This window comes from Brenneria sp. L3-3C-1 (assembly GCF_016456245.1).
Classification (GTDB): Bacteria; Pseudomonadota; Gammaproteobacteria; order Enterobacterales; family Enterobacteriaceae; genus Brenneria.
In genome coordinates this window covers 111,418-133,056 of sequence record NZ_JAEMHF010000001.1, presented here as the reverse complement: position 1 = coordinate 133,056, position 21,639 = coordinate 111,418, and the positions used below count along the sequence as shown (strand labels likewise).

Sequence of the window (21,639 nt, the reverse complement as noted above, 5' to 3'; positions counted from 1 at the left end):
GAGACGAGAACAGCCCGTCATAGAATGACAAAAAACAACAGAGTGAAATAGGAATCCCTATTTATTGCCGGTTATTTATTTCAGCGTTACGTTATCCCGGCGCTAAATAAGATTTACTCACACTCTTTTCGGTCACGAATACATTTAATGACGGTTCGATAATAATAATCCCCCGACTGCCGGTTTTATTTTTATCGTGCGGTTTCCGTCTCTGGTTTTAATTAATGCGGCACATTCTGTCGGTGCCGCATGGTTGTAAGGCAATACGACCGTTATTTTTTAAGAATAAATTGCGCCGCATGTTCACCGGCGATACGCCCGGAGTTGAGCGCAAAACCATTCGCCAATCCCTGATAAGGCGGATAACCCGGCACGCTATAGAAACCGGCCGCATTGTTCCCGACCGCATACAGGCCGTCGATAGGTTTCAGGTTCGCATCGGTGACCTGCAAATCGGAGTTTACCCGCACGCCGCCCAGCGAACTCAGGCTGACCACTACCGCCTTGAAAGCATAAAACGGCCCTTTTTCGATACCGTACGCCAGATATTCAGGCTTTTTGCCGAAATCCTTATCCTGTTTGGCCTTCACGTTGCCATTGTAGCGGTCAACGGTGGCTTTCAGACTCTCAGGCGCGATCCCCATGTTCGCCGCCAGTTCGGCAATGTCCTTGCCCTTGAAGATCGTCTTGCTCTGTCCGCCTCGGGTGCCCGCATCCGCCAGCGCGACGAAGTCGCCGGGTTTGGGCGGGTTGGCCGGGCCGGCACCCGACAGCGGGAACGGCATGGCGTTGGCGGTAAACGATTTCAGCGTCGGGGTATCGACGACGATGTAATAATTCCCGCCGACGGAATAGGCGACGTTGGCCCAGAACGCGGTATCGTAGATATGACCTTCGTTGGCGAAGCGCTCACCCACCACATCCACCCACAGCAGCGGGGATTTAAGCAGCCAGATCAGCGGGCTGTCCAACGCCGCCGCGTCGCCGCCGCCATGATGCGCGGCTTCCGAAGGATCGATGCCAACCAGTTGGGCGGCGTGAATCAGCGCGGACTGCATATCCCATTTCGCGCCGCCGGCCGCCCAGGCCATTTGCAGCCCTTCACCCATATTGGGCCATGCCAGCGGGAAAATGTTCGACGTCAGCATCGCTTCATCCAGCATCTTTTTGTTGGCGCCGAATCCGCCGCTGGCCAGAATGACCGCTTTGGCATGCACGGTTAATTTACCGCCGTCGGCCTTTTCCGCGATCAACCCTGTCACTTTCCCTTTATCGTCCTGAATCAGTGATTTACCAATGGTTTTGGTCATCACTTTTCCGCCCAGCTTGGTAAAGTCGTCGTACAACGTCTTGTAAGCCGCTTCACCGCCGTTTTTGATGCGGTGATAAACGTCCGATTTAATCGGGTCTTCAAGGTGCGCCTGCTGTACCGAGCTTTGCTTGGCGTCGCGCGTGGTTTCCACGATTTCCAACTCCACGCCATGTTTGATCATCCAATCGACCGTCGATGCCGATTTATCGATGATCTTTTTGGTCAACGGCCCGTTGGACAGATACTGGTTATATTCCAGCAACCGCTGCGTCAGTTCGGCGGCGGTATATTTCATGCCTTTCGCTTTTTGCAGCGACGACTCCACCGCGGTAAAGCCGCTGGCCATCCGACCCGCGCCCCCCAGCACCGGCATCTTCTCGATGACCAGCACCGTGGCGCCCTTTTCCGCCGCGGCCAACGCCGCGGCGGTGCCGGATACGCCGCCGCCGACCACCACTACGTCGACGCGGGTTTCCTCATCCTGCCCCTGTCTGGCGACCTTTCCCTGATAGCGCGCCACGTCCGCCCCCGCCTGACTCAACGCATTGGCGACGGCTTTTTTTACCGCGTTGCTGGTCATCGTCGCGCCGGTCACGCCGTCCACATTCAGGCTCTGATGTTCGACAATCGCCTGGCCCACCGCCGGCCCGGCCTCGCCGCCCAGTTCCGGCGTTTCCTGACTGGCATCCACCGCGATATCTTTAATCACCCCTTCCTTATCGACGGTGACCGTCACGCTGACCATTCCCTCGTTGCCTTTCTCCGCGGCGCTGTACTGCCCGGCGGTAATCGCGGCCTGAGCCGCGCCCATCATGCCGCACGCCAATAACACGATGGCAAGCCGCCCTTTCCAGGCGCTTCCCTTATTTTTAGTTATCATAATTTCACCTTTATAGAGATATTTTCATTATGCTAATGTCGCATTTGCCATTTCGTCCTTTATTTCCATCCGCAAAAATAACCACACTTATTTTTTAAAATCAGTGATATAAACGACAAAACCCTTTTCACCGCGCTTATTTACCTTTACCTGTCGTGGTCTTTAATGCATTTTTTCGAATGACTTACGTTTTCCCTACATGACGTTCAAATGCGTTCCACTATCACCGCTACGCCCTGACCGCCGCCGACACACAGCGTCGCCAGCCCCAGCGTTTTATCTCTGTCAACCAACGCATGTAACAGCGTCACCAGGATCCGCGCGCCGGATGCGCCAATCGGATGGCCCAGGGCGATAGCGCCGCCATTAATGTTGGTTTTATCCCGATCCAGCTTCAGTTCGTGGCTGACGGCGACAAACTGAGCGGCAAAGGCCTCGTTGGCTTCGATCAGATCAAGATCGCCCACCGTTAAGCCAGCCCGGCTCAACGCCTGCCGGGTGGCGGGAACCGGCCCCAGCCCCATCACCGCCGGATCGACGCCGCTGACGGCATAACTGCGAATACGGGCCAAAGGTTGAATCCCCTGCCGTTTCGCCCATGCCTCGCTCATCACCAGCAGCGCCGCCGCGCCGTCGTTGATGCCAGATGCGTTGCCCGCCGTTACCGAGCCTGCCGGATCAAAAGCCGGCGCCAGTTTGGCCAGACTTTCCGCCGTGGCGTTGGCCCGCAGGTGCTCATCAACGGCAAAGATGCTGTCGCCGTGCCTGCTTTTCAGCGTCACCGGGACGATTTCCCGCTGGAATGCGCCGCGCTCAATCGCCGCCGCCGCCCGCCGCTGGGAAAGCAATGCCGCTTCATCCTGCTCCTGACGGCTGATATGACAGCGTTTGGCGACATTTTCCGCCGTGACGCCCATGTGATAATGATTGATGGCGCAGAACAGACCGTCAGTGACCATGCTGTCCGTCGCCCGCTGATCGCCCATTCGGTATCCCCAGCGGGCCTGATTGAGCAGATAGGGCGCCGCCGACATGTTTTCCATGCCGCCGGCCAGCACCACATCCGCATTACCGGCGGCGATGCTTTGCGCGGCGAAAATCACGCTTTGCAGGCCGGAACCGCAGACCATATTGACGCTGGTGGCCGGCGTGGTATCCGGCAGTCCGGCTTGCAGCAGCGCCTGCCGGGCCGGATTCTGTCCCAGCCCCGCCTGTAGCACGTTGCCGAAAATCACCTCATCGACCGCCGATGGCTCAAGCCCCGCCCGGCGGATCGCCGCGTCCATCACCAATGCGCCCAACTGCGGCGCGCTAAAGGTGCTCAGGCTGCCGCCAAATTTGCCAATCGCCGTTCGCGCCGCGCTGGCAATAACAAGTGATGTCATAAATGCCTCTCGTAATCGAAATTAAAAACGTCGCGATAACCCAACGTCATCCGTTTCATTTCCCGTCGGATGCGCTCGGGCCAACCGCTACCGGCGTCACGTCGGTCAGCCAGATCAACACCAGCGCGACGCCGCCAACGCCCACCAGCAGCAGATAAGCGCCGGTATAGCCGCCCAAATAGGCCAGCCCGAAAGCCAGAATGGAGAACGCAAAACAGCGCACCACCGATTGGATCGGATGCACAATGCCGATGGCGCGAACATAGAGACGACGGGGAAATTTGGTGGCGATCAGCGAGGTGCTTAAATTGGTGGCCCCGGGCAGGCTAAAACCGATCATCAGCAGCGAGAGCCACAACATGGCGGGCTGATGAGCGAACAGGTTGATCACCACCGCCACCATCCACCAGCCGGTGTAAACCAACAGCGCCTGCTTCACGCCGATCCGGTGATTAAGCCAGCCCCAGCCATATGCGCCCAGCGTGCCGAACAGCGCCGACACCGTCATATAGAAGATGGCGGTGTTCAGCTCATAGCCCATTTCCATCAGCCGGGGAACGATCTGGCTGACTACCCCCACCAGCATGATGTAGATAGCGCCGGTGGCAATCCCCATAAACCAGACATCCCGCATTCCCAGCAATTGCCGGACGCCAAGCGGGCAGACATAGTCGTCATGCTGGCGCATCCGCTCGCCCAGTTCCGCCGCGGAGAGCGGTTCATTATCCGGGGCCAGGCCGACATCCTCGGGTTTATTGGCGACGAACAGCAGCACCAGCACCGCCATGATGAACATCATGACCGAGATGCCCCAGAAGCCATGCCGGATCCCCAGCCAGACGAACAGCGCCGCCAGCGTGGGAACGAAAAACGCGCTGGAAAAGGTCTGCCCCACCGTGCACCATCCCAATGCCAGCCCGGCCTTGCGCACGAACCAACTGGTCATGATGGCGGTGCCGCCGACATAAGCAAAACCGGTGCCGAAGAAACAGACGCCGGCGAACAACAGGGTGAACCCCACCAGCGAGCCGCAGTACCCCAGCAGGCCGAAACACAGCCCGCAGGCGATTAAGCAGAAAATGATATTGAATTTGGCCCCTTTCTTTTCACACAGCCAGGCGCATACCGGCCCCGCCGGAATAGAAGCCCAGGAAGCCGGCGTCGCCAGCGCCAGCAGTGTGCTGTAATCCAGATCGTAGGTCTGCGACAGCGCAGGCAGCATCACGTTCAGGCCGTGGGTCACCGCGCCTGCGGCGATCCAGAACATAACCGCCTGAAACACGATGATGGTCCAGCCGCGCGCGCCGAAACCGTTGCGGTCGGCGGCGGAAAGACAGGTATCATCCCGGGTAGAACACGCTGTGACTTTATTTAATGCCATGTTATTTTTTTGCCCAGCCATAAAGAGGTGCTCCTGCGGCGCGAACCTGCGAATGCGGGATCGCCGCCGTGATTAAGCCTGCATAATTGTCAACCGATCGGCGACGATCAGCTTGGGTTCGACCTGCCGTTGAATATCGTCGGGCGTCAGCCCTTCCAGCAGCTCGACCAGCACCAGCCCATCGTGCGTGACGTCAATGACACACTGCTCGGTGACGATATGGTCTACGCAGCTTTTGCCGGTCAGCGGATAGCTGCATGAGTTGACGACTTTGGCCTTGCCATCCTTGGTGCAGAGTTCCATGGTGATGATGACTTTCCGCGCGCCGTTAACCAGATCCATCGCGCCGCCCATGCCAAATACGCGGCCGGGCTGCGCCCAGTTGGCCAGGTCGCCGTTCTCCGCCACCTGCAATCCCCCCAGCACCGTCGCCGCCAGTTTGCCGGAACGCACCAGAGCGAAAGATTCCGCGCTGTCGAACACGCTGGCGCCGGGCACCGGCACGAAGCGCAGCGCGGTGGCGTTGGAAAAGCCCTCCACCGCCAGCAGCCCGTCAACCAGCGGCCCCATGCCCACCAGACCGTTTTCGGTGTGGAACATCACGCCGGGCGGCGCATAGTCGCTGCACAGGCTGGGGATGCCGATGCCGAGGTTAATGACGTCGCCGTCCGAAAAATATTGCGCGGCGCGGCGCGCGATTCTGTCACGGGCATTCATGGCCGTTCTCCTTGCATCGTCAGGATTTTGTCCACATAGGCGCCGGGGGTGATAATGCTGTCGATATCGAGTTCGTCCACATCCACCAGCATATCGGCGTCCACCAGCGTCAGGCGGGAGGCTTTGGCGACCAGCGGATTGAAGTTGCGCATGGTGCCGCGATAGGTCAGGTTGCCCAGCGGATCGGCGGTACGGGCGCGCACCAGACCGATATCCGCTTGCAACGGCGTTTCCAGCAGCCAGATTTCACCGCCCACCTCGATGTGCGGCTTGCCTTTATCCACCATGGTGCCGATGCCGGTCTTGGTCAGCACCCCGCCCAGCCCGGAACCGCCGCAGCGCATGCGCTCGGCCAGGCTGCCCTGCGGCACCAGTTCCAATTCGATTTTGCCGGCGGCGACCAGCGCCACGGTTTCGGTATTACGCCCGATGTGCGACGCAATCAATTTGTCCACCCGTCCGTGATGAATAAGACGCCCCACGGTGAGATCCGCGTCGCCGGAATCGTTGGCGATCAGGGTAAGGTGGCGTGCGCCGCTGTCGATCACGCACTGGATAAGGTGGTTCGGTACGCCATGGTTGGCGAAACCGCCGCACATGATGGTCTGCCCGTCGTGAAACAGGCTGATGATTTCATCTGTTGAAGCAAATTTTCCCGGCATCATCATTCCCTCGTCAGCAGAACCGCAACGCCCTGACCGCCGCCGACACAGAAGGTAATCACGGCATTGTTCAAATCACGGCGCTGCATGTCATAAACGGCTTTGGTCGCCAGAATGGCGCCGCTGCCGGCCAGTGGATGTCCCAACGCAATCGCCCCGCCGTTCGGATTAACCCGATCCGCATCCATGCCGATATCGCGGATACAGGCCAGCGACTGAGCGGCAAAGGCTTCATTCAGTTCCCACAGGTCGATATCTTTCACCGCCAGACCGGCCTGCTTCAGTAATTTAGCCGTGGCGGAAATCGGCCCCAGCCCCATGTAGTTGGGATCCACGCCGGTGACGGCATAGCCGCGGAACACCGCCAGCACCGGCAGTCCCCGCTGTTGCGCCAGCGAGCGTTCCATGACCACCAGCGCGCCGGCGCCGTCGCTCATCGGCGAGCTATTACCGGCGGTGCCCACGCCGTCGGCGCAAAAACAGGGACGCAGTGCGGAGAGCGTTTCCAGCGAACAGTCAGGACGCACCGACTCATCTTTGCGGACAATAATGTCCTGCCCCCGGCGATCCGGCAGCGTAACCGGCACCACCTGTTCATCAAATCGTCCCGCCTGCCAAGCCGCTGACGCCAGCCGGTGGCTGCGCAGCGAAAACGCATCCAGTTCTTCGCGGCTCAACGCATAGCGCCGGGCAATATTTTCAGCGGTGATCCCCATTGAAGGGTTGCCCAGCCGATCCGGTGAAGTATGAATATCGACAAAGCGCGGCGGCTGAACCGAATACGCCGTTTCCGTTTTCTCCAGCGACCAGGTACGGCGTGAATCGCTCTCTACGCCGCCGACCACCACGGTTTCGGCAAAACCGGCCATGATCTGGATTGCGCCATAGGCCAAGGCGTTAAGCGAAGCGGCACACTGGCGATCGAGCGTAATGCCCGGCACCGTAACGGGCAGCCCCGCCTCCAGCGCCACCATCCGTCCCATATTGTTGATTTCGTTATTCATCAAATTGGCGAAGATAACGTCATCAATGCTTTCAGGGGCGATCCCGGCCCGACGCACCGCTTCTTTCACCGACAGCGCGCCCAGCACATGGGCGGGAACCGGCGCCAACGTACCGCGGCACCGGCCGATCGGCGTGCGAACCGCCGCAACAATGACTGCTTCTTTCATAATCTTTTCCCGATGTAACCGCATAAAGGGACAACTACAGAGAACGGATCCCCAGCATTTTTCTGGCGCTGGCCGATGTCGCCACCTGTTTGCCCGCCAGGCGGATGGCCTGCGCCGCGCGTTCAACCAGCTGTGGATTGGTGGCCTTCACGCCTTTGCTGAAATAAACATTGTCTTCCAGACCGACCCGCACATGGCCGCCCAGCGCCAGCGTGGCAAACAGGATCGGCAGATGGTGCTTGCCGACGCCAAAAGCCGACCAGGTGGCGTCGGCGGGAATGCGGGAAACCAGATAGTTCAGATTCTCCACCGTGGCGGGCATCCCCCCCGGCACGCCGAGACAGAATTGATAGTGCAAGGGCGATAGCAGCTTGCCCTGCTCAACAAAATAGCCGGCGACGCCCAACATGCCGCTGTCGAAGATCTCCACTTCCGGCTTGATCCCCCGTTCCGTCAGGATTTCACCCAACTTGCCGAGGAACTGCGGTGAGTTGACAAACACGCCGCCGGGCATCCAGTTAAATGAGCCGGCGTCCCAGGAGGCCATTTCAATCCCTTCCAGCCGGGAAACGTGTTCCATACGCTGCGCGTCGCTGGCCCGGTGATCGCCGGAGGTGGTGCAGTTGATAATCACATCGCAGTCACGGTAGCCGCGCAGCAGGCGGATGGTTTGTGCGAACTTCTCGCAGTCCATCGTCCCCAGCCCCTGGTCGTCGCGCATATGCAGATGCACGATGGCGGCGCCCTGCTGCCAACAGCGATAGGCGTCGGCGGCGATTTCTTCTGGCGTCAGCGGAATATGTTCATTGATGTCTTTCGGCGTGACCGCGCCGGTCAGCGCGGCGGAAATAATGACGTTATTGCCTGTGCTCATGGACTTACCCCACTCACAGTTTATTTTTATGTAGATCAAGATATTACCCGGGCCGATTCATCTCCCGGACAGCGTACGGCCCACTGACGGCGACCGTTTTATTACCTTGTCGGGCGAACGTTATCGCGCTCGCCCGACGATAGCCAAGCAGGGCGGTTATTTGATCTCTTCTTCTTCCTGTCCGCCGCCAAGCCGCGGACGAATCACCTTGCCTTTCTTCTCGGCGGCCCTGACCAGTTCGGCCTCTTCGTGCGCCCAGTTCCAGTAGTTGACTTCGTGCGGCGAGTGCTCCGTGGCGGTGACGAACATCTCGGTGGCGAACGCGTTGCGCAGTTCGTTGGCGATATCTTCCTTCCAGGCTTTGCGCAGTTGCTGCGTGGTCATGCGGCGGGTGACGCGGGTGCCGGTGTGCATAATCAGTTCGGCGATTTCCCAGGCTCTGTCGTAGCAAGATTCCGTATCAGGGGTAATTTCGTTAACCATACCGAGAGCCAGCGCTTTGCGGGCGGTAATGATTTCACCGGTCAGTTCCGCATAGGCGAAACGCTTGCGGCCCATCAGTTCGCGCCAGGCGATCTGGATGCCGTCGCCGGGAACCATATTGACCCGGAAGTGCATGTCTGTTGTCCACGCATCTTCGGTACAGAGGGTGATGTCGCTGAACAGCACCAGATCGGTATGGAAGGCGGCGCCGTTCCAAACGCCGATGGTGGGCACTTCAATGTCAAAGACCTGGCCTTCTATATCGTTAGTGCCGTCATAATATTGATATTCATACATTTTCCAGGCTTCTTCCGGCGCGGACGCAAACTCGGTGGCCGGTTGCCAAACGCCGTTTTCATCAAGCCGGCCGATTCCCCGCATAAAGTCCTTGCCGGTGCCGCCCAGAATGATCACTTCATTGTCCGGATCCCTGCCGGCCCAGTCGAAAAAGTAGTGCAGCGCCTGGTGCGCCGGCGCCCCCCATTGCAGGCTGTCGCCGTTGGTATGAAGCCGTGCTTCGAGGATGCCGTTCTTCCGTTTCATGGTGAAACAGTGTTTGAGCTTTTCCGAATATTCTTCGAAAGGCATATGGGGAATAGTTCCCAATTCCTTATGTGACATTTCTTTACGTTTATCGTGATCGGACTCATAATTGGCTTTAATCACCATGATTTACTCCTTTTTTATTGCTTTATTTGAATTTATTGAAATGCATTGGAAGCGGCATCGATTTAAATGATGTGATTCACATTTTCCTCTGTTTCTTCCAGACAATAAAAACCTATCACCGCCTCCCGAACGGTAGAAATTCTTTTTATTTTTCCGCCTATGCATTTTCAACATAACCATTTATACAATTGCGGATAAAATATTATTTACCCTTATAAAACAACAATACGGGCCAACCCAAAATGTGTATTTTGGGTTGGCCCGTTTAAAATTGACGTCGATTAATAAGATATTAATGAGAGGCGTATCACATTTAATTATTTGCCCTTTTTCTTTCAATTCGAGAAATATTTCATTTTATCTTTTACCTGCGTCACAAAATGGGCGCCGCACCGGAAAGCTATTCGAACGCCGCGCTGCCGTCGCGACGTTTATCGGATTATTAATAAGCCGTCGTTTCATCGAACGTCCAGTAGGGAACCGGAGGAACGGGTTCCAATACCGCCTGACGATCGGGCCGATAGTCCCAGGTGGTGGTGGGTTTGCGATCGGGCTGAAACGCTTTTGGCAGTGGCATTTCCCCTGCCGCATCGATGCGTTGTTTAACCCAACTGCTTTCAAAGGGGCTAAAAAACAGGCTGTAGACATGTAAATGCCAGATTTTCCACTCGCCGTCTTCTTTTATAAAATCGGCGCCATACTTCATCCACCCCCAATTCGCCGTCAGTTCATCATTCATCAAGGCGGTTTCCACCCCTGGCGACATCCAGACCGCCTTGGCGGTGTTAAGATCGCCCGCCACTTCGACGATGGGCGTCGTAAGAGTATGAATGTGCAGCGTGCCCTTGGCGTATTCGCCCTGTTTATTGGTATCGGCCCACACATGATAGCCGCTGTACAAGCGCTGTATGCTCTCCGCCCCCTCATAAACGCCCCACATCATTTCGACGCGCAATCCCGGCGTTTTCAGGGCGAATAATTGTTCCGCCTCTTTATGCTTATTGGCCGTGTGCAAAAACACATAACGGCCCAACACATTCTGTATCGCGGTGACGGCTTCTGCCCGTTCAATACGCTGTTCCGGCGTCAGTCGCGCGATAATGGCTTTCTCGGTGAGCGGGGCCTGGGTTGCGGCCCACGATGACGAGATTAGCGGGAATAGCATACACAGCGCATAGCAGGCGTATAACAAAGCAGGACGGCATCCTCTCTGATGAACATTTTTTATATGCATAATAGGGCCTCATGATATTCATTCTGGTTTATCGGATAGTTCATGATTCATTGGTGCTTAAACTTCGGCAATCCCATAAGATCGCCGATGCTGAAAGTCATCACTGCGCCGGTGAAAAAGCCTTCCCGGGGTTGTTGCGGGGTATCAGGGTTATAGGCGGTGTTAGGACTGAAGCCGTAGGCGATAAAAGGATTGACCGAAAGATAGCGGGTAACGCCAAATGATCCATACAGCATAATAAACGCGGAGTCCCGGCCATGAATATTCCCGCCGCCGCCGCTATTAATATTGGCTTCATCCAGCGCCTGCCACTTCTCTTTGGTTAAACGGGTATGATTATATTTTATTCCCAGGGTATCCCCCTCCCGGCCAAAGGCATTGGTCCATGCCATACCGACGGTGGCGTTATAAGTGACGCCGGCCGCATTCCAGGGTTTTAGATTCGCGCCATACATACCATATAAATATAAAGCCTCGGCTGTCTCGGCATTCTGTTGATTAAATCGTTTAACCACCTGGCCCGCGCTGATAATAAAACCCCGATTACCTTTGTGTTCTATTCCAGTATCAGGGGCGGTTTCTTTGGCGTTAACATAATAGCCGACCACTTCAAAATGTTTCGGATATAAGGTTGAGTCCAATGGCTCATCGTAGCCCAGCGTAAACAGGCTCGTGGTGCCTGACGAACCGTTGGTGCGAAAGTTCCATCCATCGTAACCCCAGTTTTTTACGTTGTACTCCCAGAAACCGGCCCGGGTATAGAAATGACGCCCCAGATCCACTCGGCCCTGAAACATCCATGTGGCATAAGGAGGCGGAGCCGTCAGCCATGTGATGCTATCCATCCGGCTCCCGCCTTCCCAGGCGGCGAACCTATCCATAAAATACCAGGTGACATTTTTGCGCCCCATATCGACAGCAACGCGATCGTTGAATAAACGCTGCGTATAACTGACTACCGGCACATCCCGTCTTGGCGCATTGGGCGGTAATTGCGCCAAAGGGAAGGAACCGAAAGAACTGCCAATCGCGTTATTTCGCCGGGTAAAATTGTTTTCCGTTTCCAGGTGAAAACTGGCGGAAGGAATATTCAGTAATTTTTCGAGGTCTACATCCAGGTTTAATGCCAATAAAGAGATATCCTGAAGCTGATTCTGTCCTGAACTTAATCCATAATCGATGCTGTAAAACAACTTTGATCTCAATAAAACCGTAGGATATATCCCGTTATCATCCAGCCAGGTATAAAATTCATTATCCGGGTTTTTATTATCCGTCGATCCGCTTAATACCGGCATGCCGCTGGTTTTATTTTCACTACGCGATAGACACCAGGCATCGGTAATCAATAAAAGGCACAGACACGGCAGCAGGTAATGTATTCGATATCGTATAGGCATATCCATCCCCTACCCATTTATCCCCGTCAGGGTTTAAGTCGCAGAGGCGTTGGCCTGCCTGCGATGTGAAATATGACGGGGATAATTTCATCATTAATTATTTTTACGGAGATAGTCGACCGCATTTTCACCCGCGATGCGGCCCGAATTTAAGGCAAAACCAAAGGTTCCCCCGGCCACATTGAGATCATAGGTATCGCCATACATACCGCCTGCGTCATCCCCCGCGGCATATAACCCCGCAATAATCTGGTTATCCTCGGTGGCCACCCGCATTTCACCATCAATCTTTATTCCCCCCAGCGTTCCCAACATTTGCGATATTGATTTGATGGCATAGAACGGCGCGGTTTTTACCGGGAGGAGGTAGTCGGGATTTTTGGTAAATAGCCGATCTCTTTTCGCCTCGGCGAATTGGTTATAGCCTTCCACCGTATCCTGCAATACGTCGGGATCAACGGAAATCAATGCCGCCAGCTCGGCCAATGTATCGGCTTTAAACGCATACGCCGGTTCCCGTTGCGCCAGGCTGGCAAAATCCGCATCGAGTTTCGTCATCCGGGTGCCGGTGGGAATAAAATCGCCCAGCCCGACTTTGATGCCGTCATTAATCAGATGTTCCCGCGTCGCTTCATCGTAGAGGGTATACATCACGCCGCCGGCCTTCACCAACGCATTCCCCGCATGCGGCCACATGATGATATTTTCTTCATTGGTAAAACGCCGCCCCTGACGGTCGACCCACAAATAGGGCTGACCGGCGGCCATCACCGCATGATTTTCCAACGACGTTCCCGGTACGCCGGGGCGATGTCCGTGCAACGTTCCCAATCCTTCTTTGCCGGCGCCCGCCGCCCAGGCCATATTAAGGCCGTCGCCGTCTTTACCGGCGCTGGCGACTGAATAAATCTCTTCGATGCCAATAAAATCCTTCAGCATTTTTTTATTATTGCTAAACCCGCCGGTGGCGATAATCACCGCGTTGGCATCAATACGAATGGCATTCCCCTTGCTGTCTTCGGCATACATTCCCGTAACGACGCCCTTATCCGTAATCAGCGATTTCCCCACCGTTTTCATCATGATCTTCACGTTATCCATGGCTTTTAACCGATCATGGAAATGGGTAATGAGAACCCGGCCACGCCCGCTGCTCGGCCCCTTTATGACGTGCCAGGTCATCCACCCGCCCGGCGTTCCGGGGCCGATATATTCAAATTCAACCCCTTTGGACATCACCCAATCAATGGTATCGGCGGACTTGTCGACAAACGAGCGGGCAACGTAGGGGTTGGCTTTCCAATGGCTGTAATCCATGATCGCGTTAAAAGCCATATCGGGCGTGACCCTGATCCCTTGCCGCTTCTGCATGCGACTGTCCGCGGCGAATATCCCTTCGGCAAAATTCCCGGCGCCGCCGACGATACCCGATTTTTCCACCACAATGACTTTGGCGCCTTTTTCACCCGCGGCCATGGCGGCGGCGGTTCCCGCGGCGCCCGCGCCGATGATCACCACGTCCGCCTTTTCAACCACCGCGGGCTGTTGCGCATTCATTTTTTCCAACCCCTGCGCATGACAGATCGCAATACCGGTCATGGCGATGCCATATGACGCCACCGCCTTGATTACGCCCGACAGCGGGCCAACGCGGCGCATAGTTAAATAGTGATGCAGGAAATGCTTTATCCAGAGAGACATAATTCCCCCGTCCATTACAATTACCGGTGGTTTAAATACGGCGTGTTCAACGATTGTTTATTCCGTTTTTTTATTATGTGATAATTCGACGGTAATTTAATACTTACCTTTTACAGACGGAATATTTACCCTATCCAAATAATGGGATAACAGAAACCCAACTTGGATCACATTATTATGACAGTCGTTAGTTTATTAATTCATTGTGGTTTACATAAACATTATTTTAATTTATCCAGAATATATTCTCCATGTGCAATAACGGATATTTATCTTCACGAAAATGAAGTAAATAATCATTTGTTTTTTATTATAGTAAATATCAATTTTCGCAGAAAGCGATAAATCCAAAACACCCTAATCAAAAAATGGAACACTATGAATCTGAATGCGCTTCAGGATTTTATTGATATCACCGCCAGGGGGGGATTCGGCGCCGCCAGCCGCCACACGGGTATCCCTAAAGCGACCTTATCACGCCGCATTCGGCAACTCGAAGATACCCTGGGGATGCGCTTGTTCGAGCGAGCGAGCACCGGTTTTCGCCTTACCGATGAGGGAGCGATGTTGTATGAACGCATGGCGCCGCTGTTACAAGAAATAACCGATGTCAAAAACGATATTCTGCATCTTCGCAATACCGGAGCAAGCGGCCGTTTGCGGATTAGCGTGCCGACCATTATCGCCCATTACATTACCGGCCGGTTGGCGGAGGTCTATCATGCACGTTATCCGAATATTGAATTAGATATCGTTGCCGATGACAACCGGGTCAACCTGATTAAGGAAGGTTATGATGCGGTAATCCGCGTCGATCCCGATGTCAACGACGATATGGTTGGAAAGGTGCTGTTCACATCCAAGCTCTATCTGGTGAGCGCGCCTCACGCCGTGATAAGCGGCGATGAATTGCCTTTTATTGATTCAGAACATGGTCATATCCCGTCGTGCCTGCATGTCACCCGCAGCGGCGAAGATAAAATATATAAGCTGCGTACCGTTATGCGCTTCTCATCTCCGCAAATGCATCGAGAGGCGGCCATAAGCGGCGTCGGCGCGGCATTGTTGCCCGGTTTTTTTATTTCCGGGGATATCCTCTCCGGTAAGTTAACCATTATCGGCGTCAGCAATCTGCCTGATATCGTATTTTGGTTTCTTTACCCCAGCCGCAGATATGTCACTCCCCGGCTACGCAATTTCCTGACCATCCTCCACGATCTTTTTTCTCAGGATAAGTTGATTAATAACCCGTTATGTTGCGAAGCAAAGCACGTGGAGATTTCAGAGGCCTCTCTTTCTCAGTGATATGCCAGGCGTACTTAGGGAACGCCAGAAATGAAAATATGCCAGTGGGGTGAACAATTAAAATGATAATTTTGTATTTAATATCATTAACTTAACTATAAAAACACAAGCAAGGTATTTTCTGGGGATTTTCAGCCTGAAAGGACGCAGCCCGGAGAGGGGCCGGGTAACCAGAGCGGCCGACACGCCGGTTAAGGTGAACGTCGGATGGCATTCAGGACAGTAGATCCTTATTATTTAAAAAATACTTAAATTCTTTTAAAAATAGCGGAATACAAGGATTGGTGTTTTTGTTATCCCACACCAGCTCCAGATCGAACCAGTAGTCGTTCTCTATCACTTCCAGTAATACGCTGTTATTACCGAGTAAATATCCCCGATGTTTCGGCATCAATAAGGCGACCCGCTCCCTAAATTCCAGATTAAAGCAGCAGGTTTTAAGATTGGGATATTCCTTGTCCAGATTAAACGCAATATTATAGCAATCGAAAAAACGGGTGCTGTATTCTTCGGCTAATAAAAATTCACGCGGATCGACGCGAATAATCGGCCATTCGCTCACTTCCCTTAACGATACCCGCCCCCGTCCGGCCAGGGGATGGTTTTTGTTTACCGCCACGCACAGCGGATCGGTTTGAAATGTTAAGTAACTGAATTTTTTATTTTCCAGAAAGTTAGGGCGAATCAACAGGCCCAAATCGCAGGTATGTTCTTCCAGCAAAAGTAATGCTTCATCCAGTTCGCTGTCGCGGCAATCCACCACCACGCCGATATTATTTTTCTGAAACTGGGTTAAGAAAGTGATCAGCACATGCTGTATGGCTTCGCCCAGAAAGGTAATGGTCAGCCGACGGCGGCTTTTACCCGTAAAAGCATTAACAATGGAGACCGAACTTTCATATTGGTAAAGTATTTTGCGCGCTTCCCCCGAAAACAATTTACCGATCGACGTCAGCTCGACACTATGCGTATCACGCCTGAACAATTCCACGCCAAGCTGCTCTTCAAGATATTTCATATGACGGCTCAATACCGGCTGCGTTATATTCATTTTCTGTGCAGCTCTACTGAAATTAAGTAATTCCGACAACAGAATAAATTCGTATAAAAGCTGCATTTTCATCGTTGGGCGCTTCCCCCTTGAGACATCCCCCTCTATATGACAGCCACTATAGCGAAATCACGCCGGATGAAATGTGAAAGCTATCAAATAGCCTTTATTACGCTCATCCGGTTATGTTCAGCGCAACAGCGTTTGAACAGTTCAGGGAGCATTCTGCTATCCTGAGCAGTGGAACATCCTCAGAGGGCCTTACTATGACCAGTAGAACGATTAAATTTCAGCACCCTGCATACCGGGATGATATTGGCGAGCTTTCAACAATCCGTCCGGTTCCGGGGCCAGAGGTTGAGCAAATCGATCCCTTTTTATTTCTCAACCATCATGGCCCTCAGACCTATCCGCCGAATAACGCCGGCCTGCCGTTCGGCCCGCATCCCCATCGCGGTTTTGAAACGGTCACCTTTATTCTTGCCGGCGAATTGTCTCACCTCGACAGCGGGGGACATGAAAGCATCATCGGCGCCGGGGGCGTACAGTGGATGACCGCCGGTTCCGGGCTGGTGCATGCCGAGATTTCACCCGCGTCGTTTAAACAAAACGGCGGATTGTTGGAGATCCTTCAGCTGTGGGTGAACCTCCCCGCCAGACTAAAAATGACCAAACCGGCCTATATCGGCCTGCAAAAGGCGCAGATCCCCACGATTCCGGCCGATGACGGTCGGGTCGGCGTCAATCTGGTTTCAGGCGATTTTGCCGCGGCAACCGGGCCGATTGCCTCACTGACCGATGTATCTCTGATGACCGTCGGCATGAAACCCGACGGCAAAATAGCGCTGCCCGCGCCGCAAGGGCACAACGTATTTTTATATACCGTGCGGGGAAATATCGCCATTGACGGCGTACCTGCCCATCCCCAACATTTGATTGAACTGAATGATGAAGGCAATGAGGTCAGTATCACCGCGTCAACGGATGCGGTGATACTGTATGGACACGCCAAACCGCTGAATGAACCGGTTGTCGCACACGGGCCTTTTGTCATGAATACCCGTGACGAAATTAGTCAGGCAATTCGTGATTATCAGTCAGGCGCGTTTGGCAAGGTCGCACTCTGAACGGCGATCGGCGTCTCACGCCCTCGCCGCCGCTCGATCAGGCCTGAGCGACCGGAATCATACTGCTGGCGCCCTGCTCGGCGCCCGACAGTTGTTCGCGCAGCGCGCCGAATAACTCCCGGCCGCTACCACTATGCAGCGCGTCAAGATCAGGGTGATGCGCTTCGCGCCCGGCCAGTTCGGATTCATCCACCAGCAGATTCAATTCCCCCGTCCGGCCATTAACCCGGATCATATCGCCATCGCGTACTCTGGCTAACAGCCCGCCGTTGTAGGCTTCGGGCGTGACGTGAATAGCGGAAGGCACTTTACCCGAAGCCCCCGACAGACGTCCGTCGGTTACCAGCGCGACGTTGAATCCACGATCCATCAACACCCCCAGTGGCGGCATTAATTTATGCAGCTCCGGCATCCCGTTCGCTCGCGGCCCCTGATAACGCACCACCACCACACAGTCGCGATCCAGTCGTCCGGCCTCAAATGCCGGCACGATATCGTGTTGGCTGTTGAAAACCACCGCCGGGGCTTCAACGATCTGGTTTTCCGTCGGTACGGCAGAGGTCTTCATCACCGCCCGTCCCAGATTGCCGGACAGCAGTTTGGTGCCCCCATGATGTTCGAACGGCCGCGTACGATCGGCAATAATCTGCGTATCCAGAGAAGCCCGCGGCCCCTCGCGCCAGGCCAGTTGGCCCTCATCCAGCCACGGTTCCCGCAGATACCGTTCCAGACCGAAACCGACGACGGTGTTGACATCCTGATGCAGCAACCCCTGCTGCAACAGCAGCCGGATCACCAGCGCTACGCCGCCGGCGGCATGAAACTGGTTAATATCGGCCGGGCCGTTGGGATAGATACGGCACAGCAAGGGAACGACCTCCGACAACTCGGAGAAGTCATCCCAGTTGATGATGATGCCGGCGGCGCGGGCCATCGCGACCAGATGGATGGTCAGGTTGGTGGAACCGCCCGTTGCCAGCAGCGCGACGATACCGTTGACCACCACCTTTTCATCCATCAAACGACCGATAGGCATATAGCGGCCGCTCTGCTCCGTCATGCGGGTCACCTGGATGGCCGCCGCGTCGGTTAACGCGTCGCGCAGCGGCGTGTCAGGCGCAACAAATGACGAGCCGGGCAGATGCAACCCCATCACTTCCATCACCATCTGATTACTGTTCGCCGTGCCGTAAAAGGTACAGGTTCCGATACCGTGATAAGAGGCGGACTCCGCTTCGAGCAGCGCCTGCCGATCCGCTTTTCCTTCCGCATACTGCTGACGAATACGAACTTTTTCTTTATTCGGCAAGCCGCTGCTCATCGGCCCGGAGGGCACGAACACCGAAGGCAGATGGCCGAAAGACAAGGCCGCCATGAGCAGGCCGGGCACGATTTTATCGCAGATACCGAGATACAGCGCGCCATCGAACATATTGTGCGCTAACCCGATGGCGGCGGACATGGCGATCACATCCCGGCTCATCAGCGACAGCTCCATGCCGTCCTGCCCTTGCGTCACCCCATCGCACATGGCGGGAACGCCGCCGGCAACCTGCCCTACCGCGCCCTTACGATTCAGCGCCTGCCGGATGCGCTCCGGGTAGCGTTCATACGGCTGATGGGCCGACAGCATGTCGTTATACGCGGTGATAATGGCAATATCGCTATGCAGCATATTTTTCAGCAACGCTTTATCTTCCGGCTGACAGGCGGCGAAGCCGTGGGCCAGATTGCCGCAGGCCAGTTGCGCCCGATGCACGGTCTGACTACGCGCGTCGTCGATCCGCCGCAAATACGCGGATCGCATCTGCCGGGAGCGTTCAATAATGCGTTGCGTGATGCGGGACAGCGTTGCGTTTGTCTGATTCATTAATGTATTGACCCGTGATATCCGTGAAGCTTAATAGAGCGGAACGGCATTCGTCGCGCTGGCGCGGGTGCCTGGCGGACGCCGGACAAAACGTGATTTTCCGAGCGTCATCAACCGGCCGGACACCGCGCTGCGTATGGCTTATTAATGAGATGCCCGTTTACGCTGTTTTCTGTTATATCGCCATTCAGCGCGTTAATCAGGTTGTCCACGGCACAGGCGGCCATGTTGTGGCGCGTTTCATGGGTTGCCGAACCGATGTGCGGCAACGCCACCACATTGGACAACGTCAGCAGTTCCGAATCGACAGGCAGAGGTTCCACTTCAAAAACATCCAGTCCGGCGCCGCGGATGACGCCGTTTTTCAACGCGTCGATCAGCGCGGGCTGATCGACAATCCTGCCGCGGGAGCCGTTAATCAGAATGGCGCCCGGTTTCATCATGCCCAGGCGCGCGGCATTGATCAGATGATGCGTCTGCTCGTCGTAAGGCAGCGTCACCACCACAAAATCGGCGTTAGCCAGCAGCGTATCCAGATCGCAGCGACGCGCGCCCAGCGTTTGTTCCACCTGGAGATTCCGCCGATCGTTCCAGTACAGCACCTGCATGCCGAATCCCGCGCTGGCGCGGCGGGCCACCGCCGAACCAATGCGTCCCATCCCTAAAATGCCGATGGTTTTATGATGTACGTCCGTACCGTAATATTCGCTGCCGATACTGCGTTGCCACCGGCCGGCTTTCACCAGTTCCGCCATTTCCTGCGCCCGCCGGGCCGTCATCAGGATCAGGGTGAATACGGTGTCGGCCGTTGTTTCCGTCAGCACCGTCGGCGTGTGCATAAGCACGATGCCGCGTCGGGTCAAATCCTCAACGTCGAACTGATCGTAACCCACAGAGATGGTGCTGATCGCCTTGAGCTGCGGAGCATGATTGAGCAACGCCTCGCGCACCGGCACGCTGGCGCCGATCATCCCTTTGGCGTCGGCCAGCGCGCGAATCACCTCCGCCTGATTGGCCGTGTTAATGCCGTCAAAAAAGCGCACATCGAATCGCTCCTCCAGATGCTGGAGCAAATCCTGGGGAATTTTTTTATACAATACAACCGGTTGTTTCATCTGTTACTTCTCCTGTGGAACCGCGCTATAGCCGCCAGCCGTAGCCCGCTTTTGCGTATCGGACGGTTTAACGATGATGGTGAGCCAGACGGCGGTAAACAGCGCGCCCGCCATAAACACGTAGGAAGCGGCAGGCGACCCGGTCGCGCCGTTGAGATACCCGACAAACCAGGAACCAAAGAACGAGCCCAGCGCGCCCATGCTGTTGATCAGAGCCATCGCCCCGCCGGCGACATTACGCGGCAACATTTCGGGAATGATGGCGAAGAACGGGCCGTATGGGGCGTACATGGCGGCGCCGGCAATCACCAACATCGCATAGGACCACCAGAAATGGTCGGCGCCGAGCAAAAACGATCCGACAAACGCCAGCGCGCCGATCAGCAGCAACGGCCAGACGAACAGCTTACGATTTTGCAGTTTGTCCGAAGCCCAGGAGACCAGAACCATGGCTATCGTCGCCGCCAGATAAGGGACGGAAGACAGCCAGCCGGCCTCGACCATGCCCATATCGGAACCGTGGCGCAAAATAGACGGCAGCCACAGCACGAAGCCGTACACGCCGATGCTCCAGGCAAAATACTGGGCGCACAGCAGAATGACGTTGCGGGAACGGAAAGCTTCGCCGTAGTTGCGCACCACTTTGATATTTTGTTGCTCTTTCAGTAACTGAGCCTGCAAGGCGGATTTTTCTTCGTTACTCAGCCAACTCACCTGCTCCGGTTTATCTTTGACCAACACCCACCAGCAAAACGCCCAAATCACCGCCGGGAAGCCTTCAATGATAAACATTTCACGCCAGCCATAGGCCTGGATCAGATAACCGGAAACCACGGACATCCACAGCACCGTGACCGGATTCCCGAGGATCAGTATCGTATTGGCGCGGGAGCGTTCCGCTTTGGTAAACCAGTTACTGATGTAGATTAGCATCGCCGGCATGACCGCCGCCTCGACGACCCCGAGCGAAAAACGGATGGCGGCAAGCGCAGGAATATTGCTGACCAGGCCGGTCAGGGTGGCGCACATTCCCCACAGGATCAGACACCAGAAGATCAGCTTGCGCACGCTGCGCCGTTCAGCGTAGATGGCGCCGGGGATCTGGAAGAAGAAATACCCTAAGAAAAACAGCGCCCCCAGCAGGGATGCCATGCCTCTGGTGATCCCCAGATCATCATTGATGCCGGCGGCGGAAGCGAAACTGAAATTGGCGCGATCCAGATAGGCCAAGCTGTAGGTGATAAAGATCACCGGCATGAGATACCACCAGCGTTTCTGGGAAATTACTGTATTTTTCATCA

General features: G+C 55.2%; 17 protein-coding genes. 2 read left to right on the top strand and 15 right to left on the bottom strand.

What is annotated here, in order from left to right; all coding sequences use genetic code 11:
- Positions 1–272: 272 nt before the first annotated feature.
- From JG725_RS00545 to JG725_RS00495, 11 genes are all read right to left on the bottom strand, one after another.
- Positions 273–2,192, bottom strand: coding sequence for an FAD-dependent oxidoreductase (locus JG725_RS00545; protein ID WP_172288417.1), 1,920 nt, complete (start codon positions 2,190–2,192; stop codon positions 273–275).
- 206 nt (positions 2,193–2,398) lie between these two features.
- Positions 2,399–3,577: an acetyl-CoA C-acetyltransferase gene (locus JG725_RS00540; RefSeq protein ID WP_172288419.1), complete on the bottom strand. Its 1,179-nt coding sequence runs from the start codon at positions 3,575–3,577 to the stop codon at positions 2,399–2,401.
- 55 nt (positions 3,578–3,632) lie between these two features.
- Complete coding sequence (locus JG725_RS00535; RefSeq protein WP_199376115.1) at positions 3,633–4,979, bottom strand: nitrate/nitrite transporter; 1,347 nt, start codon at positions 4,977–4,979, stop codon at positions 3,633–3,635.
- A 51-nt stretch (positions 4,980–5,030) separates the two neighbouring features.
- Positions 5,031–5,675 carry a 3-oxoacid CoA-transferase subunit B gene (locus JG725_RS00530; protein ID WP_172288423.1) on the bottom strand — a complete coding sequence of 215 codons (645 nt, stop codon included), beginning with the start codon at positions 5,673–5,675 and terminating at the stop codon, positions 5,031–5,033.
- Positions 5,672–6,337: a 3-oxoacid CoA-transferase subunit A gene (locus JG725_RS00525; protein WP_172288425.1), complete on the bottom strand. Its 666-nt coding sequence runs from the start codon at positions 6,335–6,337 to the stop codon at positions 5,672–5,674. The genes JG725_RS00530 and JG725_RS00525 overlap by 4 nt, the downstream gene beginning before the upstream one ends.
- A 2-nt stretch (positions 6,338–6,339) precedes the next feature.
- Positions 6,340–7,509, bottom strand: a complete 1,170-nt coding sequence (locus JG725_RS00520; RefSeq protein WP_199376111.1) for a thiolase family protein — start codon at positions 7,507–7,509, stop codon at positions 6,340–6,342.
- 34 nt (positions 7,510–7,543) lie between these two features.
- On the bottom strand, positions 7,544–8,383 hold the full coding sequence (locus JG725_RS00515; protein ID WP_172288429.1) for a 3-keto-5-aminohexanoate cleavage protein: 840 nt from the start codon (positions 8,381–8,383) through the stop codon (positions 7,544–7,546).
- Between the two features lie 156 nt (positions 8,384–8,539).
- Entirely contained in the window at positions 8,540–9,535 is a 996-nt protein-coding gene (locus tag JG725_RS00510; protein WP_172288431.1) for an enoyl-CoA hydratase/isomerase family protein, read from the bottom strand.
- A 442-nt stretch (positions 9,536–9,977) separates the two neighbouring features.
- Positions 9,978–10,769 (bottom strand): nuclear transport factor 2 family protein, encoded by a 792-nt coding sequence (locus JG725_RS00505; RefSeq protein WP_199376109.1) that lies wholly within the window; start codon positions 10,767–10,769, stop codon positions 9,978–9,980.
- Between the two features lie 47 nt (positions 10,770–10,816).
- A complete protein-coding gene (locus JG725_RS00500; RefSeq protein WP_199376107.1) occupies positions 10,817–12,169 on the bottom strand; it encodes a carbohydrate porin in 1,353 nt (450 codons plus the stop codon).
- 93 nt (positions 12,170–12,262) lie between these two features.
- Positions 12,263–13,870, bottom strand: a complete 1,608-nt coding sequence (locus JG725_RS00495; RefSeq protein WP_233356281.1) for an FAD-dependent oxidoreductase — start codon at positions 13,868–13,870, stop codon at positions 12,263–12,265.
- A 378-nt stretch (positions 13,871–14,248) separates the two neighbouring features.
- Here JG725_RS00495 and JG725_RS00490 point away from each other — a divergent pair, with 378 nt between their 5' ends.
- A complete protein-coding gene (locus JG725_RS00490) occupies positions 14,249–15,175 on the top strand; it encodes a LysR family transcriptional regulator (RefSeq protein WP_172288437.1) in 927 nt (308 codons plus the stop codon).
- Between the two features lie 214 nt (positions 15,176–15,389).
- Here the strand turns inward: JG725_RS00490 and JG725_RS00485 are convergent, their stop codons facing one another.
- A complete protein-coding gene (locus tag JG725_RS00485; protein ID WP_255556135.1) occupies positions 15,390–16,292 on the bottom strand; it encodes a LysR family transcriptional regulator in 903 nt (300 codons plus the stop codon).
- Between the two features lie 200 nt (positions 16,293–16,492).
- Between JG725_RS00485 and JG725_RS00480 the strand changes: the two genes are divergently transcribed.
- Entirely contained in the window at positions 16,493–17,353 is an 861-nt protein-coding gene (locus JG725_RS00480; RefSeq protein ID WP_199376103.1) for a pirin family protein, read from the top strand.
- A 37-nt stretch (positions 17,354–17,390) separates the two neighbouring features.
- Here JG725_RS00480 and edd read toward each other — a convergent pair whose 3' ends face one another.
- The 3 genes from edd to JG725_RS00465 form a co-directional block, all read right to left on the bottom strand.
- Positions 17,391–19,223 carry a phosphogluconate dehydratase gene (edd, locus tag JG725_RS00475; protein ID WP_199376101.1) on the bottom strand — a complete coding sequence of 611 codons (1,833 nt, stop codon included), beginning with the start codon at positions 19,221–19,223 and terminating at the stop codon, positions 17,391–17,393.
- 110 nt (positions 19,224–19,333) lie between these two features.
- Positions 19,334–20,338 (bottom strand): NAD(P)-dependent oxidoreductase, encoded by a 1,005-nt coding sequence (locus JG725_RS00470; RefSeq protein WP_199376099.1) that lies wholly within the window; start codon positions 20,336–20,338, stop codon positions 19,334–19,336.
- Positions 20,339–20,341: 3 nt separating this feature from the next.
- On the bottom strand, positions 20,342–21,637 hold the full coding sequence (locus JG725_RS00465) for an MFS transporter (protein WP_172288447.1): 1,296 nt from the start codon (positions 21,635–21,637) through the stop codon (positions 20,342–20,344).
- Positions 21,638–21,639 lie beyond the last annotated feature (2 nt).

Coding starts and splice junctions, on each gene's coding strand:
- edd (WP_199376101.1), bottom strand. CDS start 19,223: ATGAATCAGACAAACGCAACGCTGTCCCGCATCACGCAACGCATTATT.
- JG725_RS00495 (WP_233356281.1), bottom strand. CDS start 13,870: ATGTCTCTCTGGATAAAGCATTTCCTGCATCACTATTTAACTATGCGC.
- JG725_RS00510 (WP_172288431.1), bottom strand. CDS start 9,535: ATGGTGATTAAAGCCAATTATGAGTCCGATCACGATAAACGTAAAGAA.
- JG725_RS00500 (WP_199376107.1), bottom strand. CDS start 12,169: ATGCCTATACGATATCGAATACATTACCTGCTGCCGTGTCTGTGCCTT.
- JG725_RS00545 (WP_172288417.1), bottom strand. CDS start 2,192: ATGATAACTAAAAATAAGGGAAGCGCCTGGAAAGGGCGGCTTGCCATC.
- JG725_RS00490 (WP_172288437.1), top strand. CDS start 14,249: ATGAATCTGAATGCGCTTCAGGATTTTATTGATATCACCGCCAGGGGG.
- JG725_RS00480 (WP_199376103.1), top strand. CDS start 16,493: ATGACCAGTAGAACGATTAAATTTCAGCACCCTGCATACCGGGATGAT.
- JG725_RS00485 (WP_255556135.1), bottom strand. CDS start 16,292: ATGCAGCTTTTATACGAATTTATTCTGTTGTCGGAATTACTTAATTTC.
- JG725_RS00505 (WP_199376109.1), bottom strand. CDS start 10,769: ATGCATATAAAAAATGTTCATCAGAGAGGATGCCGTCCTGCTTTGTTA.
- JG725_RS00470 (WP_199376099.1), bottom strand. CDS start 20,338: ATGAAACAACCGGTTGTATTGTATAAAAAAATTCCCCAGGATTTGCTC.
- JG725_RS00465 (WP_172288447.1), bottom strand. CDS start 21,637: ATGAAAAATACAGTAATTTCCCAGAAACGCTGGTGGTATCTCATGCCG.
- JG725_RS00525 (WP_172288425.1), bottom strand. CDS start 6,337: ATGCCGGGAAAATTTGCTTCAACAGATGAAATCATCAGCCTGTTTCAC.
- JG725_RS00520 (WP_199376111.1), bottom strand. CDS start 7,509: ATGAAAGAAGCAGTCATTGTTGCGGCGGTTCGCACGCCGATCGGCCGG.
- JG725_RS00530 (WP_172288423.1), bottom strand. CDS start 5,675: ATGAATGCCCGTGACAGAATCGCGCGCCGCGCCGCGCAATATTTTTCG.
- JG725_RS00515 (WP_172288429.1), bottom strand. CDS start 8,383: ATGAGCACAGGCAATAACGTCATTATTTCCGCCGCGCTGACCGGCGCG.
- JG725_RS00540 (WP_172288419.1), bottom strand. CDS start 3,577: ATGACATCACTTGTTATTGCCAGCGCGGCGCGAACGGCGATTGGCAAA.
- JG725_RS00535 (WP_199376115.1), bottom strand. CDS start 4,979: ATGGCTGGGCAAAAAAATAACATGGCATTAAATAAAGTCACAGCGTGT.